Origin of the sequence: Wolbachia endosymbiont (group A) of Clivina fossor (assembly GCF_964026865.1) — a bacterium.
Lineage (GTDB): Bacteria > Pseudomonadota > Alphaproteobacteria > Rickettsiales > Anaplasmataceae > Wolbachia.
On the sequence record NZ_OZ034707.1, the window covers coordinates 178,650 to 197,150 of the forward strand.

Here is an 18,501-nt window from a genome sequence, read left to right on the forward strand (position 1 = left end):
AATACATGGGTATTGAGTAAAATGTTTGAATTTAGTTCTGTGCTGCTAGCTCGAATTCAGTTTGCCTTCACAATAGGCTTTCACATTATATTTCCTGCTTTCACGATCGGACTTGCAAGTTTTCTAGCCTTTTTGGAGTGGTGTTGGCTTAAGACTGGTGATACACGTTTCCGTGATGTTTATAAATTCTGGATCAAGATTTTTTCCGTTGCTTTTGGCATGGGAGTGGTATCTGGAGTTGTAATGTCATATCAACTTGGTACCAATTGGTCAATTTTTTCTGACCGCATAGCCAATGTTCTTGGCCCTCTATTTTCCTTTGAGGTTTTAACAGCCTTTTTTCTGGAGGCATCTTTTTTGAGTATTATGCTATTTGGATGGAATAGAGTAAGTCCTCGTATGCACTTTGCTTCTACTTGTATTGTTGCAGTGGGAACGCTTATTTCAGCTTTTTGGATTATTGCAGCCAACAGTTGGATGCAAACACCCGCTGGATTCACGATTGGTGAGAATGGTCTCTTATATCCAACCAATTGGTTAGAGATTATTTTTAATCCTTCTTTCCCTTATCGCTTTATTCATATGGTAACAGCAGCCTATCTTACAACAGCTTTTGTGGTTGGTAGTGTAGGATCATTTTATCTTTGGAGAAAACGACATGCTCCTCAAGCAAGAATTATGCTTGGTATGGCAACCATTATGGTAGCTTTAGCTGCACCGTTTCAGCTGTTCATGGGGGATAGGCATGGATTAAATACACTAAAGCATCAACCTGCTAAGATTGCTGCAATGGAAGGTATATGGGAAACCGAAAAAGGGGCTGGCTTACTTTTGTTTGCTTATCCGGATCAGCAAAATGAAATTAATCACTACGAGATAAAAATTCCTAATCTTGCCAGCTTGATCTTAACACATGATTTTTTAGGAGAAGTAAAAGGATTAAAGGAATGGAAAAAAGAAGATAGACCACCTGTAATATGGGTATTCTGGTCCTTCCGTATAATGGTTGGAATTGGAATTTTAATGATCATAATTGGGTTAGTAAGTGTTGTGCAGTACTTTCGTGGCAAATTATTTCAAAGTTGTTTCTTGCATGGATGGTGGATATTAATGATGCCCTCTGGTTTTATAGCATTGCTCGCAGGTTGGTTTACTACTGAAATTGGCCGTCAACCTTACACTGTATATGGAATTATGCGCACAATTGAATCATTTTCACCTGCGGTTACCGGTCCTCAGGTTGCATGGTCTTTGATTGCATTTATCGTTATGTATACCCTTATATTTGGAGCAGGCAGTTACTATATCCTGAAACTTATATACAAAGGAATTCCTGTCATTAAAGAAGAAGAGCAATTTTATAAACACGGTATTGGAGCTTCAGTGATTGATGCTGGTACATCTGGAAAGGGCAACAATCATGTTTGATTTTTCTTCCTTAATTAATTTACCCCTAATCTGGGGATTACTAATTGCCATAGCTGTTTTACTGTATGTTTTAATGGATGGGTTTGATTTAGGTGTTGGTGTTTTACTTCCTTTTGCACCGTCAGATAAATGCCGTGATCACATGATAAGCTCAATTGCACCATTTTGGGACGGAAACGAAACATGGTTGGTATTGGGTGGTGGAGGGTTGTTTGCTGCTTTTCCTCTTGCATATTCAATATTAATGCCTGCTTTTTATATTCCAATCATTATTATGCTGCTTGGCCTTATAGTGCGAGGAGTATCCTTTGAGTTTCGTTTTAAGGCAGAAGGAAAATACAAGCAATTATGGGATTATGCCTTTCATTTTGGGTCACTTGGTGCTGCATTTTGCCAAGGCATGATTTTAGGTGCATTTATACATGGTGTAGAAGTAAACGGACGCAACTTTTCTGGTGGCCAATTTGATTGGGCAAGTGCTTTTAGTGTAATGACAGGCATTGCTGTGATATTTGGATATGCACTTTTAGGTTCTACATGGCTCATAATGAAGACAGAAAATATAACACAAGAATGGGCACGCAAGGTTGCTTCTTATACGCTTGGTTTTGTAGGTATTTTCATGGGACTAGTGAGTATAATGACACCATTTTTAAATGAACGTATTAAAAACTTTTGGTTTAGTATGCCAAATTTTTATTATTTATTTTCTATTCCATTATTCACATCTTGGCTATTTTTCATGCTGTGGTTTGATCTCCAGAATACTAAACGGGAGTACCGTCCATTCTTTCTCAGTATTGCTATTTTTTTTATGGGATATTTAGGTTTAGGAATTAGTATCTATCCATGGATTATACCTTTTCAATATACCATTCTGGATGCAGCTGCTTCTGGGCCAAGTTTATCTTTAATGCTCATTGTTATAATACCGCTTTTACCAATCATTTTAACTTATACTGGTTATTGCTATTATGTCTTTCGTGGAAAATCAAACTATGAACACACATATTAAGGAGTTAGTGATCTTATGGTTAAAACGTTACCCTCAAATCAAGCAGTCGTTCTGGTTTATTGTTTTATGGGTTGGCGGTTTATTAGCAGTATCGATATTAACTTACCCGATAAAATTGATAGTTAATTTTTGTAAATAACATATTTTCTGTGTTTCTTCTCGTACCTAATTGTTCCATACGCAGTCAAGTTAAGGAGAAGTAGCATTAGGAAGAAGGGCTGTTTTAAATATTAAATGCAGTAATCTAGATTTAATCTAGCAGGTATGAATTATCCGATAGCAGGAGTCAAACCAGTATGGTGGAAAAAACCATATGCAAGCATCGAACAGACGAAATCTGTCAAATCAGAAAGAAACACACAAATTTAAGTTTTTAGTAGTTTTCAAGTATAGTTGTACAGGGAGCGCCTCTGCAGTTATGACCGACATTTTCAATGGTGCCTAAGTGCCCGTATGCAAGCATGGTTTTGGAAGGAACGGTCAAATCATTGATGGAGTCATTTAGACTACCTCGGTTAGGAGATTGTACTATCAACCGTTCCAAGCTGAAGCGTTTCCCTATTACAAATTATATGTAGGAGTTACCATGAAAAAAGCAAAAAGTAAATTAGAAATAGTGAATCCTAATGCAGCAGGAATAGACATTGGTTCAGCTGTACACTATGTGTGTGTACCTGAAGGAAGAGATGAACAACGCGTTCAGAAATTTGGCTGCTTTACTGAAGACCTTCATAACTTAGCACAGTGGTTGAAAAAGTGTAAAGTTACAACAGTAGCTATGGAATCAACAGGAGTATACTGGATTCCTTTATTTCAAATACTTGAGTCATACAAATTCGAGGTAATACCAAATCTCATAAATAAGTAGGCAAATAACTCACAGAACAAATGGTTTTGATCGAACTTTCCGTAATATTACGAATGAATGCACATACAGTATCCTCCAATAAACTAACAGAGTCATATATTCTATTTTTAATGAGATTGTCTTTCAAATATTGCCATAAACGCTCTACTGGATTTAACTCTGGTGAATATGGAGGTAAATAGATTAAGGTAATATTTTGTGGTATTTTTAAACCTTTGGATCTATGCCATCCTGCACAATCCACAACAAGAAATGCCTCCCTTGTTCCTAAATATTGTGACATCTGCTCAAGGAATATATTCATACAATCAGTATTGACGTTTGGTACGAATAAGCTAGAACTCTCTCCATTTCTAGGATTAACTGCACTATAGAGATAAAAGTTTTGCCTACCTAATTTTACCTTAACCTGTGTCCTAATGCCTTTTTTAAACCACCCGTGTCCAATCTTTGAATGTGTGCCAAACCGCGACTCATCGAAGAAAAATAGCTCTTTTTCGGGATACGTGACAATAGTTTCATTAAGATTTTTTTTTAAACTCTTCTTGTTTATTTTTATCCTGTTTATTGTGCACAGGCCTTGGAGTAATATACGAAAAACCTAACTTTTGCATCAGTCTATGTGCTGTAGACTTACTTACCTCAATAGAAAACATTTTCTCAATTATGATTTTTAATTTCTTAGCCGTTAGGTTGGCTCCTTCTTCTGCTATGACATTTTTAATTTCTTCTTGCTGCTTGTAGCTCAACTTCGGCTTTACTCCACGTCCTGGTTGTATTTTAAACGCATTGACTCCTCCTTCCTTAAATCTTGTAATCCACTTCATCAATGTAGTTCTAGTAATTCGGTATATTTGAGCAACTTTTGTTATTCCATATTCTTTTGCAGATATTATTGCCTGTAATCTTCTTCCTATCTCTCCTCTTATGCCGTGCTTCTTTAATTCCAGGTTACACTTATTATATAATTCTTCTCCTATTGCTTTACTTTTTCCTGCCATAACTCCCCACTAATTCTTAAATTATTCTATTTTAGAAATTTTTCTTTATTCGTCTATTTATTTTTAGGAATTGGTATAAGGTAGTAAACATAGACGCAATTCCTGCTATCAAAAATTCAGCTTTAGTTTTTGTGATATTGCTTTCATCGATGAGTTTATGTAACGCTTTTTGACCTTGTTTGTACATTATATGGCTCAACCCACCGATAAATAGAGCAAATATTACTATTTCGTTTACTTTTTTGAAACCGTCGTACACGTCATGAGGAAATTGAACGATGGCATAATCAAAAAAAGCTATTCCTAGCACACCAGCAATAATTATGTTTACAGTTATTGTTACTAAAGTGGTGACTTCAAGCAGCCCCATGATTATTAAAGAAATATAAGGAATAATTTTTATTATAGAATAATAATCTAAATTTGATATAGAAATAATTTTTGTACTACTTGAAATCACTGCCAGATAGGTGAGTGTTATAATACCTGCAGTAAATGCAACCTTAGAGTTTATTTTAAGTTTATCTTTTGCTGAAGCTCCCTGTGAAGAAACAGATGCAATGGTGGTATCAGATATCATTGAGAGGTTGTCACCAAACACGGCACCACCTACTACAGTTGCAGTTCCTATTTCAAGGCCAAAAGCTCCACTTTTTGCCAGATTAACAGCTATAGGTACCATCAGCGCAACAACTCCCATAGATGTACCAATTGCAGTTGAAATAAAAGCAGAAGCCAAAAATACTCCAGGCAGCATTAATCTTGCTGGAAGGAAATTAAGAATTAAATTAGCAACAGTGTCTGCGCTACCAATTGATTGAGTAACCGCAGAAAATGCTCCAGAAAATAAAAAAATTAAACACATAGTAAGGGTATTTTTGTCACCCATGCCCTTGATAACAGTATCGATGTTATGCTGAATTTTATTTGTACCACGTGAGACAGCAAAAAATAGCGCTGGTAACAAGCAGATTACTGGTGAAACCTGATGAAGTGGATTATCAGTTCCGATAAAAGAAAAATAAGCACCACTTCCAAGGTACAAGATTAAAAAAACAATCAAAGGGACAAAAGCTGTCATTTTACTGTACCTCAAACTTATGACTATAACTAATTAAGTGGTTTTAAGCAAGTTTGGTTTTCACTAGTTTTGCAGGAAGTTGACAGCAGAGTTTTAAACTTCATATTTAATCTACTAAATAAATAGCACATGTAGCCGAAGGGTTTATATCTTGTGCTATACTTTATTTTATGTCATGCAAACAGTTGATATTAGCATACATCCAAATAAAGTAATGGAGAATATAAAAACCATATCAGTAAAAGACGATAACGTTAGGCTGGATAGGTACATCAGAAGAATCTTTCCTGATCTAAAGCAATCTGTAATTGAAAAATCTTTAAGGAAAGGGTTAATCAAAGTTGATGATTGCAAAGCAAAGTCTAGTGATAGAGTAAATTCTGGACAAACTATAACGCTGAAGCACTTGAATTATATTGAGAACGCTAATTCTGATCGCAAATATAATGAAAAGTTAGTGAATCTACTAAGAGAGAACATATTATATGAAGACGAATATATACTAGCTATAAACAAACCCGCAGGGGTCATCGTTCAAGGTGGCGTAAAAGTAAAGATTAGCATTAGTGATTTGCTTGACCAAATAAGAGAGGAAGAAACATTTAAAATTGTCCATAGGCTGGATAGAGATACGAGTGGAGTGATAATATTCGCACGCAATGCTAGTGTTGCCAGATACCTTATGGAGGAATTTAAAGGACGAAGGGTAAAAAAAACTTACTTGGCATTGACTTCTGGCATACCGAGCAAGGATAGTGGAACAATAGACTATCCATTGGTGAAAAAATATGTTTCAGGTCAAGAAAAAGTGGTCGTTGATGAAAATTCACCTCAGAATGCCACTACGCATTTTTCAATTATAGCAAGGTTAGAACATAATGTCGCTTATTTAAAATTACAACCAATTACCGGCAGGACCCATCAGTTACGTGCACATTTAGCTCATATAAATTGCCCTATTCTTGGTGACGGTAAATACGGTGGTAAAAAAGCTTTTATTAATGGGGTAGCAAATAAAATTCACCTTCATTCGCATTCTTTATCTTTAAAATTACCAAGCAATAAAGAAATCACTATTACTGCTCCTATCCCTAAGCACATTGAAAAGTCTATTGAAGTGCTATTTTTCGACTGAAACGATTTCACCAATCAACTTTTCTGTCTTTGGCTTTGATTTGAAGCACAGATATTAGGCTAATTAATGCGCAGGCAGTAAGATAAATACCTGCTGCAAGTTTTGTTTCGGTTTTTTCTATAAGCCACATGCATATGTATGGAGAAAGGCCACCAAAAATTCCTGCAGATATGTTATGTGCGAGGCTAAAGCCGGTGCACCTAACTTTCGTTGGAAATAACTCACAGGCAAGAGAATTATATATCCCAAAAGATGCACCTATCGGCACACTTATCAACAGAAAAGTGAGCGTTACAATATAGTGATTATCATACGATAATAGCGAAAGTACCGGCAAACCGGCGCAAGCTAGAGCTACTAATGTAGGAATCATTACATTTTTTCTTCCAACTTTATCAGACAGTATTGCAAACAGCACTGCAGACGCTCCAAATGTAATTTCAACTATAATCCTTACTACATTTTTAATATTGATGCCTGAGAGAATAAGTTCTTTTACAGATATGTTGTAAAACATGATTGCTGAATAAACAATTGCATTTTGGGCAACGCCAAGCCCAATTGCTAGCACAAATGCCTTTTTATAGTCCCTGATTAATTCTAAAAATGGAGAATCAGATAAGCTTCTATTTTGATCATGAATTTTATATGCTAGGCTCTCTTCCATTATGTATCTTATTAAGAAGCCTATTATGCCCATAATAAAGCAGAAATAGAAGAGCAACCTCCAGCCCCAAATTTCATAATTTTCACCTGTAAATTTTTTGCAAATAGCTATCATTACAAAACATGTAATAGAACCAAGAGCACCACTAAAAGCTTTCATGCTACCTAAAAAGCCTAGATTTTTTTTATCGCTTGAATGCTCTATTAAAAAGGCTGAGTTGATACTCGTTTCCCCTCCTGTTGCCATTCCTTGTATTATTCTACAAAGCAGAAGTAATATAGGAGAAAATATTCCTATTTCTTTAAATCCTGGTATGACCGCAATTGCAGTAGATGATATCGAAGCTAATATTACGGAAGTCAGCAAAACTTTCCTCCTACCGTACTTATCTCCAATGTAACCAAAAATAAATGCACCAAGTGGTCTAAATCCAAATCCAATTGCAAAACTACCAAGAAATTTGATTGTGCTTAAATAATCGCTTTCTGAAGGAAAAAAAACATTGCTTATTATATGTGTTAAAACTCCAAATAGAGTTACTTCATACCATATAATCATATTGCAGATTATGCTTGATAGTATTGCTTTTTGAATATCGTTCATGATTTTCGGTTTACCACACTCCGCTATAAAAATTTTCACTCAATGATCTGCAAAGACAACTCACGTAAATGCTTATCCTCCACCTTGGAAGGAGCACCCATTAGAACATCTTCACCTTGCTGGTTCATAGGAAAACAGATTACTTCACGAATATTTGGCTCATCAGCAAGCAGCATAACCATTCTATCAACCCCTGGTGCTATTCCACCATGAGGGGGCACACCAAACCTGAATGCACGCACAAGTGCGCCAAATTTTGTATCAACTTCTTCTTTGCTGTAGCCTGCAATGGCAAAGGCCTTATACATGATATCCAGCTTGTTACTACGAATCGCCCCGCTTGACAGTTCTATTCCATTGCAAACAAGATCATATTGGTAAGCAAGGATATCCAGTGGATTTTTGTCCTCTAAATCTTTCAAGCCGCCATGTGGCATGGAGAATGGGTTATGAAAGAAATCGATTTTTTTACTTTTATCGTCATATACAAAATAGGGAAAATCAATGATCCAACAAAACTTGAAGATATTATCATCTATAAGACCTAATTCTGACCCTAAAAGAGTGCGCACTTTTCCTGCAATTGTTGCTGCCTCATTCTCTTTGTCAGAAGCAAAAAACACGCTGTCTCCAGGCTTTATATCCGTTATTTCTTTTATGGAATTTAGCCTATTGTCATCAAGGAATTTAGCAATCGGTCCTTTCGCAGTTCCATCTTTATCAAACGTTATATATCCAAGACCCTTAGCACCGAATTCTCTTTGCGCATGTTCTATCTTTTTATCAAAGAAGCTGCGTGGTTCCTCTGCTGTTTTAGGTGCAGGGATGGCTCTCACTACCATACCGCGCTCAATATTGCTTTTGAAAATATTGAACCCTGAATCACGGAAAATTTCTGTAACATCGCTGATTAATAATGGATTGCGCAGATCTGGCTTATCAGAACCATATTTGAGCATTGCTTCTTTATATGTAATACGTGGAAAATCTTTATCGACAGACTTACGAGAAAATTTAGCAAACACTTTATATAAGGTAGACTCAATAATCTGAAAGATGTCTTCTTGAGTCACAAAAGACATTTCAAGATCTAGTTGATAAAACTCCCCCGGAGAACGGTCAGCCCTTGCGTCTTCGTCACGGAAACACGGTGCAATTTGAAAATATTTATCAAACCCTGAAACCATGAGCAATTGCTTAAAAATCTGTGGAGCTTGCGGCAATGCATAAAATTTACCAAGATTTAGTCTGCTTGGCACCAAATAATCACGTGCACCTTCAGGGGACGAAGCAGTAAGTATTGGAGTCTGAATTTCCAAAAACCCTTGCTCTATCATGAGCTTGCGGAGTTCTGCAATAATTTGTGAGCGCAGAATAATATTGTTGCGGGTGTTTTCTCGCCTTAAATCAAGAAAACGATATTTAAATCTCATATTTTCTGGGTATTCTTGTTCGCCAGCAATGCTCGCTAATATACTTCTTTCTTCTTTTGCTATTTCTTCATCACAGTGGAACTCAACTTCTGATTCAACGTGTAAATTGCTAACTACAACCTCAATTTTCCCGGTTGCGATAGAGCTGTTTACCGTATCTTCAGTTCTAGCTTCAACTATTCCTGTAACAGTAATTATACTCTCCAATTTTAAATTTGATGTCTCATCAAAAAAGTCTTTGTCATTATTCAATACTAGTTGAGTGATTCCATAGAAGTCTCTTAAATCAACAAAGATTAGGTTACCATGGTCGCGCTTACGGTATAACCATCCAGAGAGGGTAACTTCCTTTCCTACATCATTCTTCCTTAATTCATTGCACGTGTGAGTCTTGTAGCAGTTCATATTTGTTTTACTTCTAAATTCTTTAAAAAGTATAGAAATAAACCTTACTACATACAAGCCCATTCTCAGATATTTGTCCAATTTACGAAATAGAGCAGTATTACTTTTATACTGTCTTTACCCGCAAAGAAATTGCACAATTTCTATAATTATGGTATAATAGTAAGGGTATTTTTAATGAATTAGATACAGGAAATGCCACTTACACAGATCATATTATATAGCGTAACATTACTTGCTGTAGCTGCAGTATTTCTCTTTTTGAGAAAAATATACAAAAATCGCATTAGAAAAATCATATTTCCTAGAAAAGTTTTTAAAGAAGAGTGGGAAGAAGACAGAAAATTCAACGAATTATATCAAAAAAATAAGCAAAAAGAGTTGATGAAACAACAGGAAATGCTACGCGAAAAGCAAAAAGATATACAGGTTTATAAAGAAGATCTAGAAATAGTTGACATAGCAAAACCGGTAGGTAAATGGACAAAGATGGTTATGATGGGTAATGGTTTAATGCAGCGTTTTGCACAATTGATACATAGAGAAGGCGGAAAGAAAGGATTTTGGGAGCTGTTTGTAAAAGCTCAGGCTTCAACTCAAGGTAAACATAAGGGGAAGGGCAGATAATTCATGCTCGAATGTGAAAATTTATCCTGCGCTCGTAATAACAAAGTATTATTTAAACATCTCAGTTTTAAAGCTGAGCCAAAATCAAAGATTCTAATCACTGGTCCAAATGGTAGTGGTAAAACCAGCTTAATTAGAAGTTTATCTGGACTTTTACCGCCGGTATCAGGCAATATAAGGTACTGCGGAAAAGACATATATGATGATCCAAAATCCTATATACCTTCTATGGTCTATATAGGCCATAAGAATGCCTGTAAAGATAGCTTAACTGTTGCCCAAAACATAGAATTCTGGGCAGGAATACGAAATACTAGGGAATTGATTGTGGCAGCTGTTTGTTGCTTGCAGTTGCAATCTGTACTTAATATTAGATATGGCGAACTTTCTGCAGGCTGGAAAAGAAGAGTTGCGCTTGCTCGCCTCTTGATTTCTAATGCAAACGTTTGGCTGATAGATGAACCATTTTGTAATCTTGATAGTGCAACGTGTGAATTAGTGCTGAACCTAATCTCAATACGCTCTGAGCAAAATGGTATAGTAATTATTACAGGGCATAGCTCTACAGAGCAATTGTGTGATTTTACAACGATTGATATACGCGATTTCAATAGACTTCTTGCATAGTTTTTGGCAGCACGTTAACAACCGTTAGAAACGAAAAAACTTCCTTGACAAACTCCGCCAGCCCCCTTATTATGACAATAAGGGTATTTATGACTCAAAACTTGTTTTTGATCTGCGCAGGTTCAATGACAAAATTCAGTAAAAAACTTAGGGTATTTTTTGGCGGATTACATCAAATTATAGCGGCTGCATGTCTTTTAAATTTTTTCTACATTCAGCCAAACCGCGCTTAAACTAAGCGTCAGCACATTATTACAGCGCCACTTACAGTAATATAGAGTCAAAACTCGCACCACGGGATTTCTTTGCCTTTTTTTTTATTTGGTAAATTTCTTAATGTTTGTAGCTAAAAGAGCCCAAGAGAGGTGTCATCCCGCTGCTTGTTAGCGGGATCTATGTTAAGAGATACCGCGAATGAATCGCGGTATGACGTAGGACTGCTGTCATCCCAGTGCCCAGACACTGGGATCCAGTTTTCCATATAATCTCATCGAAAATGTTGTAACCACTTTCTATGCTAGTTTGCTTGCTTACAAGCAAACTTTTCTGGATCCCAGTGTCGGGGCACTGGGATGACACCATTCTTTTTCCTGGATCCAAGTAGTCAGGGCACTGGGATGACAAGAAGAGGGCACTGGGCCGTCATAAAGGAATCAGTTTCAGCTACTCGGATGACAAGAAGAAGGCTACTTAGATGACAGAAGAAGGAAGCACTTGGATGACATCGTTTACTATACAATGTTCGTACAGTTAGTTGCCACCTGGATAAAAAAAAAGAAGCCTACTTAGCTAACAAATTTATAAACATCAGTATACAACTCATCAACGCTTGGTTCTTTACTATTTTTGGCAAAATCTTCCGACTTTTTTACTAAATCACGTACTTCCTTATCAATTACTTTACATTCTTCTTCTGAAGCAATTTTATTATCTATCATGTATTTCTTTAAAGTGCCTATAGGGTCATGATTTTGCTTCATATCTTCAACTTCTTCTTTTAAGCGATAAGTAGCAGGATCTGACATCGAATGGCCGCGATATCGATATGTCTTCATTTCAAGCAGGATAGGCCCTTTTCCGCTGCGTGTGTGTTCCGCTGCTTCGCTTGTAGCCGCATAAACAGAGAAAAAATCCATTCCATCAACTTGTTTTCCAGGAATACCAAAACTTTCTCCTTTTTTATATAGCTCAGTTACCAAAGTGGATCTTTCTACAGAAGTACCCATTGCATATCCGTTATTCTCTATAATATAAACTACAGGTAACTTCCATAAAGCTGCCATATTAAATGATTCATATGTTTGCCCTTGATTTACAGCACCGTCACCAAAATATGTGAATACCACGTTGTCTCTTTTCTTATATTTATTAGCAAATGCTATTCCTGTGCCAATTGGAACTTGTGCCCCCACTATTCCATGTCCGCCGAAGAATTTTTTTTCAACGTCAAATACGTGCATCGAACCACCTTTACCTTTCGAGCATCCTGTTTCTTTGCCAGTGAGTTCTGCCATTACAACATTTGGATCAGAATTACATGCGAGCATTAAGCCATGGTCTCTATAACTTGTGATAAAAGCGTCACCTAATTTTGATGCAGCTTGAGTTCCAACTGCAACTGCTTCTTGCCCTATTGATAGGTGACAGAACCCACCTATTAATCCCATTCCATATAATTGTCCTGCTTTTTCTTCAAATCTGCGTATGAGTAGCATTTTCCTGTAGAATCCAATTATCTGTTCTTTAGTGAAATTTTCTGCTTTCATATCGATTTCTTTTTCATTAAACTAAAATAATATCAGAAATTTTTAACATTTTGTAATAAATCTCAATGGATTACTACCGCTGGCTCGAAGCTTTTCACGTTATCTCCGCCATTATGTGGATGGCAGGTATGCTTTATTTACCCAGGCTTTATGTCTACCACGCAACTGTAAAACCGGGATCGGAAAATGATAGCTTGCTTCAAACAATGGAAAAGAGGCTACTTAGATATATCATAAACCCTGCAATGCTTTTCTCACTTGGTCTTGGAATCACATTAATGGTTATTAGGGAAGCATATTGTGAAGGATGGTTTCATGTAAAAGCATTTGCAATACTTTTGATGTTAATTATTCATATGCTACTTGCAAAATATAGGAAAAATTTTGCAATGGGTTCAAATGAAAAAAAACACGTTTATTTTCGTGTTTTAAATGAAGCAGTTACAGTATTGATAATAGTTATAGTTATTATGGTTGTTGTAAAACCTTTTTGACTGACCTTACCCAGAAAAAGCAGAAAGCTCAGCTACTCTTCTATTTTCATTTTTGACTTTTTTGAAAATAACATAAGCTAAAGTTACTGAGGTTTACCAATGATTTTTACAGGGATACTGGTGAAGTCGAGTTGCAATAGCTGTGTGCTTGACATTGGGATCCAATTTTATAAAAATCTATTGTGCTAGCAAGTTCACTAGCGTCACGCGCTGGTCTGTTGGACATTTAATGTGATTGTATGTAGGGTTTTGAAAAAGACATACCAAATATGAAAGGCCTATATATTAAAACTTACGGCTGTCAGATGAACGTTTATGACTCCGTTTTAATGGAAAATATAATTAAACCTTTGGGGTTCAACGTTGTTAGTGATGCAGAAAAAGCTGATTTGGTGATACTGAACACTTGTCACATTAGAGAGAAGGCAGCAGAAAAGCTTTATTCTGAGCTCGGGAAGATTCATTCGTCACGAAAAGAAATTACTATAGTGGTGGCTGGATGTGTAGCGCAAGCAGAGGGAGAAGAAGTATTCAGAAGGGCTCCTTTTGTTGATATTGTTGTTGGTCCGCAGAGTATCGCTACCTTACCGGAGCTGATAGTCAAAGCAAGCAGAAGTAAAGGTCATGTAATAAACACTGATTTTCCTGAAGTTGCAAAGTTTGATAAATTGCCAGATGAATGCTATGGCAATAGCCAGGGGTCTTCTGCGTTTCTTGCCATACAAGAAGGTTGTGATAAATTTTGTACGTTTTGTGTAGTACCATATACTCGTGGAGCTGAGTATTCACGGCCAGTGAATGAAATATTTCGTGAAGCATTGAAATTAGTTGCAAATGGGGCGAAGGAAATCAATTTGCTTGGTCAGAACGTCAATGCTTACCATGGGAAATGCGAAGGGGAAGTGTGGGATTTAGGCAAATTAGTTAGTCATATTGCTAAAATTGAAAAGCTAGAGAGGATTCGTTATACAACTTCTCATCCAAGAGATATGCATGAATCTCTCTACTTGGCACATGCGGAAGAGCCAAAACTCATGCCATTTATTCACCTGCCTGTGCAGTCAGGTTCGAATAAAATATTGCACGCGATGAACAGAAAGCACACTGCAGAGGAGTATTTGGAAATAATAGACAGATTTCGCAAATTGAAACCTGAAATCGAATTTTCTTCTGATTTTATTGTTGGTTTTCCTGGAGAAACCGAAAAAGATTTTGAAGAAACTGTAAAATTAGTAGAAAAAATTAGATATGCTCAGGCTTATAGCTTTAAATATAGCCCAAGACCAGGTACACCAGGAGCAGAAAGAAAAGATCAAGTACCAGAAGAGGTTAAAACAGAACGCCTTCTTCGTTTACAGAAATTAATTAGTAAGCAACAACTTGAGTTTAACCAGAGTATGGTAGGCAAAACTATACCTGCTTTGTTCAGTGATAAAAAAGGCAAACACCAAAACCAAATTATTGGTAAAAGCCCATATATGCAATCAGTGTGCATTGATGATCCTGAAGGTAAATACAGGGACAAAATAGTAAACGTGAAAGTGTTGGAAGCTCGGCAGAACAGTTTGTTGGGGCGTGGGGTGCAGGATAGCTCTGTTGGACATCCGTCAGAGAATTATTTTGATTGAGAGAAAGTACCCCTATAGAACAAGATAGAAGTACTTCACGTAGTTTATTTCAAGTTTATCAACTATAGCTAAAGTAATTTAGGCTTACCGACAACCGTCATCCCGCTACTTGTTAGCGGGATCTAGAGATACCGTGACGATATGACGGTTAAGCTGAGATACCGCGAATGAATCGCGGTATGACGTGGGATTGTGTTAGCTATAGGGTGTGGGGTGCAGGAATAAGTTTGTTTCTTTTTGCATTTGTAATTTTCTAGAAAGCCCTATATTCTTTGGCTTTATCCGGTCAAAATGAACATGAAGTCAAAGCATTATCCTGATACAGTAAGTAGTCCTGATTTTTCGTCGTTAGAAAAAGAAATCATAAAATTTTGGCAGGAAAATAAAGTTTTTGAGCGGTCAGTTGGAGAACGTTCCAAGGATAATTGTTTTGTGTTTTATGATGGGCCTCCGTTTGCAAATGGACTTCCACATTATGGACATTTACTCACTGGTTTCATCAAAGACGCATTTGCAAGATATCAAACTATGCTTCAAAAAAGGGTTGAACGTAGATTTGGTTGGGATTGCCATGGATTACCGGCTGAGATGGGTGCAGAAAAAGAACTTGGAATATCTGGTAGAACTGAGATAGAAAAATTCGGCATTGAAAAATTCAATAACCATTGTCGTACTTCTGTAATGAGATTTTCATCAGAGTGGGAAAAATATGTCAATAGGCAGGCAAGGTGGGTGGATTTTCATAATGACTATAAAACCATGGATAAATCATTCATGGAGTCGGTCATGTGGGCATTTAAACAGCTTTATGATAAGGGTCTAGTGTATGAATCAGTACGCGTTGTTCCATATAGCTGGGCGTGCGAAACTCCATTATCCAATTTTGAAACAAGGCTTGATAACGCGTATAGAGAAAAGACTAGCAAAGCTGTAACTGTTGCATTTGAGCTTTTAGAAAACCCACAGCAGTTTAAAAGTGTTAAACAAAAATGTAAATTACTTGCTTGGACTACAACTCCTTGGACTCTTCCTAGCAATCTGGCATTGGCGATAGGAAAGGACATCAAGTATTGTGCAGTGTCAGTCCACTCTTTGGTGTCATTCCAGCGCGTGACGCTGGAATCTATTTCTAGATCCCAGTGTCGAAGCACTGGGATGACAGAAGTTAATGAAAGGAGTTCAGTGAACAGTGAAATTTATATTTTCGCTGAAAGCTACCTAGAAAAATTTATCAGCCACTCTGAACAAAACAATATTCCATATGAAAACTGCAATATAAAACTTAAAGCGAATGATCTTGCAGGCCTTTCCTATAAGCCGCTGTTTGATTACTTTAAAGATACAAAGAATGCATTCCGTGTTTTTGTTGCTGATTATGTTACAGGAGAAGATGGTACTGGCGTTGTACACACTGCTCCTGGATTTGGTGAGGAAGATTTTTACCTTTGCCAAAGCCATGATATTCCAGTTATTTGTCCAATTGATAACAGTGGAAAATTTACTGCTGAAGTTTCAGATTTGGCAGGGGTTCATGTTTTTGATACCAATGATACAGTAATAAAAAAATTGAAAGAACAAGGAAACTGGTTCAAAACTGAACAATATATTCACAATTATCCACACTGCTGGAGAACTGACACTCCTTTGATCTATCGCACTATGCCTTCTTGGTATGTTGCCGTTACAAAATTCAAAAGCAGAATGGTAGAGCTAAATAAGAGAGTTAATTGGATACCAAACCACATTAGAGATGGTCAATTTGGAAAATGGCTTGAAGGGGCACACGACTGGTCAATTTCACGCAATCGATTCTGGGGTACTCCGATTCCTGTGTGGCAATCAGATGATACAAGATATCCAAGAGTGGATGTATATGGTTCGATAGAAGAACTAGAGCGAGATTTTAATGTTAAAGTAGATGATTTGCACAGACCATTTATCGATACTTTAACGAGGCCAAATCCTGATGATCCAACAGGAAAATCAGTTATGCGTCGTGTGCCTGACGTATTTGACTGCTGGTTTGAATCTGGCTCGATGCCATTTGCGCAAGTCCACTATCCGTTTGAAAATAAGGAGTGGTTTGAAACTGCAGATTTTATCACTGAATACATAGCGCAAACCAGGGGGTGGTTTTATACGCTCTTTGTATTGTCCACTGCTTTGTTTGATAGGGAACCATTTAAGAACTGCATATGCCACGGTGTTGTTTTGGATGTAAAAGGGCAAAAATTGTCCAAGCGTTTGAATAACTATGCAGATCCAATGGAGGTTTTTGATAGATACGGTTCTGATGCACTGCGTTTTCTTATGCTTTCTGGATCTATTGTTTGTGGTGGTAATTTGCTACTGGATAAAAAAGGAAACTCAATACGAGATGTTCTGAAAAACGTAATAAAACCTATTTGGAACAGTTATCACTTTTTTACCATGTATGCAAATGCAGATGGAATTAAAGCTGAAGTTTGTAAGGATTATCAAAGTACTATTGATCGCTACATGATTTCCAAATGTTTTGAAGCTGTAGAAAGTATCCAAACTTCTATGAACAGCTATAACTCCCAAGAGGCTTGCAAAATTTTGATGAACTTTTTTGAAGTGCTAAATAATTGGTATATTCGTCGCAGTCGCGAGCGTTTTTGGAAAAGTGATTTGGATCAGGATAAAACTGATGCTTATAATGTTCTATATACGGTTTTTTATTACATGCTAAGAGCTGCAGCCCCTTTGTTGCCACTTATAACAGAGAATATATGGCAAGGGCTTAAGTATGAAGAAACATCTGTTCATTTGGCTGATTTCCCACAATTAGAGAAGTTTGATAGTCAGCTCATTGCCAAAATGGATCTAGTGAGAGAGATATGTAACTCTGCACTCTCTATTAGAAACACTTTTAATATACGTATCAGACAGCCACTTAGTAGTATGACGATTTATCATAAGTCTTCCTGCGGTTTTCTTGAAGGTGAGCCGTTTTCTGTCATCCCAGTGCGTGACACTGGGATCCAGTGTGCTGAAAACTCAAATGAGTACCAAGAGATGATAAAAGATGAGGTAAATGTAAAAAAACTGAAGTTAGTAAACAGACTTGAAGATATTGCATCACTAGAGTTAAAACTCAACTTCCCTGTGCTTGGAAAAAGAATTCCGGAGAAGATTAAGACACTGGTTCAATATGTTAAACAAGGAAAGTGGAAACAAGTTGAATCCGGTGTCATCCGAGTAGCTGACACTGGGATCCAGACGCAGATTCCAGCGTCACGCGCTGGAATGACAGAAAGAGGTCTCATATTTTTGGGGGATGAGTCAGAAAATTATATCATAGAAAAAGGCGAATATGAACTATTATTAAAAGCAAACAGTGAATTCTCCTCTGTATTTGATAACAACAAAGGGGTTGTTATCCTAAACACTACTTTAAATGATGAATTGATTCTAGAAGGGCTTGCAAGAGATGTAGTGAGGCTCATTCAGGAAACTAGGAAACAAGCTGATTTTCATATGTCCGATAGAATCAGAGTAATAATCAAAACAGAAGATGAGAAAATTAAGGAAGCAATAAATACGTGGATTGAATATATAAAAGAGCAGACCCTTGCCTTATCTTTGGACATTAATACAGAAATTGGAACTAACTTTTATTCTAAGGAATATCAGGATTTAAATGTTAGCATTGAGCGTTAGATTTTTAATAAAGTTGCAAGATTGTCAGTATTTATGCTA

The 18,501-nt window shown here is 36.8% G+C and carries 13 protein-coding genes and 2 pseudogenes; 10 read left to right on the forward strand and 5 right to left on the reverse strand.

All coding sequences use genetic code 11. From position 1 onward, the window contains the following. Nucleotides 1-21 precede the first annotated feature (21 nt). The 3 genes and pseudogenes from AAGD99_RS01005 to AAGD99_RS01015 form a co-directional block, all read left to right on the forward strand. Nucleotides 22-1,428 (forward strand): cytochrome ubiquinol oxidase subunit I, encoded by a 1,407-nt coding sequence (locus tag AAGD99_RS01005; RefSeq protein WP_341822342.1) that lies wholly within the window; start codon nt 22-24, stop codon nt 1,426-1,428. After that, nucleotides 1,421-2,443: a cytochrome d ubiquinol oxidase subunit II gene (gene cydB, locus AAGD99_RS01010; RefSeq protein WP_341822344.1), complete on the forward strand. Its 1,023-nt coding sequence runs from the start codon at nt 1,421-1,423 to the stop codon at nt 2,441-2,443. The genes AAGD99_RS01005 and cydB overlap by 8 nt, the downstream gene beginning before the upstream one ends. A gap of 586 nt (nt 2,444-3,029) precedes the next feature. Further along, nucleotides 3,030-3,287, forward strand: a pseudogene (locus AAGD99_RS01015) (IS110 family transposase); the annotation flags it as partial. 10 nt (nt 3,288-3,297) lie between these two features. Here AAGD99_RS01015 and AAGD99_RS01020 read toward each other — a convergent pair. After that, nucleotides 3,298-4,312 (reverse strand): IS630 family transposase gene (locus AAGD99_RS01020; protein WP_341822214.1). Its coding sequence is split into 2 segments (ribosomal slippage): nt 3,298-3,846 and nt 3,848-4,312, totalling 1,014 coding nucleotides; the frame shifts between segments, so codons are not numbered across the junction. Between the two features lie 76 nt (nt 4,313-4,388). Then, a pseudogene (locus AAGD99_RS01025) lies at nt 4,389-5,393 on the reverse strand (Na+/H+ antiporter NhaC family protein); the annotation flags it as partial. Between the two features lie 175 nt (nt 5,394-5,568). Here AAGD99_RS01025 and AAGD99_RS01030 point away from each other — a divergent pair. Further along, nucleotides 5,569-6,528, forward strand: coding sequence for an RluA family pseudouridine synthase (locus tag AAGD99_RS01030; RefSeq protein WP_341822345.1), 960 nt, complete (start codon nt 5,569-5,571; stop codon nt 6,526-6,528). 7 nt (nt 6,529-6,535) lie between these two features. Here the strand turns inward: AAGD99_RS01030 and AAGD99_RS01035 are convergent, their stop codons facing one another. Then, the gene (locus tag AAGD99_RS01035; protein ID WP_341822346.1) at nt 6,536-7,798 is read right to left on the reverse strand and encodes an MFS transporter; all 1,263 of its coding nucleotides are present in this window, start codon (nt 7,796-7,798) and stop codon (nt 6,536-6,538) included. Nucleotides 7,799-7,833: 35 nt separating this feature from the next. Then, a complete protein-coding gene (aspS, locus tag AAGD99_RS01040; protein ID WP_341822348.1) occupies nt 7,834-9,636 on the reverse strand; it encodes an aspartate--tRNA ligase in 1,803 nt (600 codons plus the stop codon). A 195-nt stretch (nt 9,637-9,831) separates the two neighbouring features. Between aspS and AAGD99_RS01045 the strand changes: the two genes are divergently transcribed. From AAGD99_RS01045 to AAGD99_RS01055, 3 genes are all read left to right on the forward strand, one after another. Then, complete coding sequence (locus tag AAGD99_RS01045; protein ID WP_253309472.1) at nt 9,832-10,263, forward strand: hypothetical protein; 432 nt, start codon at nt 9,832-9,834, stop codon at nt 10,261-10,263. A 3-nt stretch (nt 10,264-10,266) separates the two neighbouring features. After that, on the forward strand, nt 10,267-10,890 hold the full coding sequence (gene ccmA / locus AAGD99_RS01050) for a heme ABC exporter ATP-binding protein CcmA (protein ID WP_264328441.1): 624 nt from the start codon (nt 10,267-10,269) through the stop codon (nt 10,888-10,890). 572 nt (nt 10,891-11,462) lie between these two features. Continuing rightward, the gene (locus tag AAGD99_RS01055; RefSeq protein ID WP_265016525.1) at nt 11,463-11,588 is read left to right on the forward strand and encodes a hypothetical protein; all 126 of its coding nucleotides are present in this window, start codon (nt 11,463-11,465) and stop codon (nt 11,586-11,588) included. 87 nt (nt 11,589-11,675) lie between these two features. Here AAGD99_RS01055 and pdhA read toward each other — a convergent pair whose 3' ends face one another. Further along, nucleotides 11,676-12,656: a pyruvate dehydrogenase (acetyl-transferring) E1 component subunit alpha gene (pdhA, locus tag AAGD99_RS01060; RefSeq protein ID WP_264736170.1), complete on the reverse strand. Its 981-nt coding sequence runs from the start codon at nt 12,654-12,656 to the stop codon at nt 11,676-11,678. A 65-nt stretch (nt 12,657-12,721) separates the two neighbouring features. On the opposite strand from pdhA, the gene hemJ reads away from it, so the two are divergent. From hemJ to ileS, 3 genes are all read left to right on the forward strand, one after another. Further along, nucleotides 12,722-13,150 carry a protoporphyrinogen oxidase HemJ gene (gene hemJ / locus AAGD99_RS01065; protein WP_341822349.1) on the forward strand — a complete coding sequence of 143 codons (429 nt, stop codon included), beginning with the start codon at nt 12,722-12,724 and terminating at the stop codon, nt 13,148-13,150. Between the two features lie 269 nt (nt 13,151-13,419). Next, the gene (miaB, locus tag AAGD99_RS01070) at nt 13,420-14,778 is read left to right on the forward strand and encodes a tRNA (N6-isopentenyl adenosine(37)-C2)-methylthiotransferase MiaB (protein ID WP_341822350.1); all 1,359 of its coding nucleotides are present in this window, start codon (nt 13,420-13,422) and stop codon (nt 14,776-14,778) included. Between the two features lie 297 nt (nt 14,779-15,075). Further along, entirely contained in the window at nt 15,076-18,462 is a 3,387-nt protein-coding gene (gene ileS, locus AAGD99_RS01075) for an isoleucine--tRNA ligase (protein ID WP_341823185.1), read from the forward strand. The last annotated feature ends 39 nt before the right edge of the window (nt 18,463-18,501 follow it).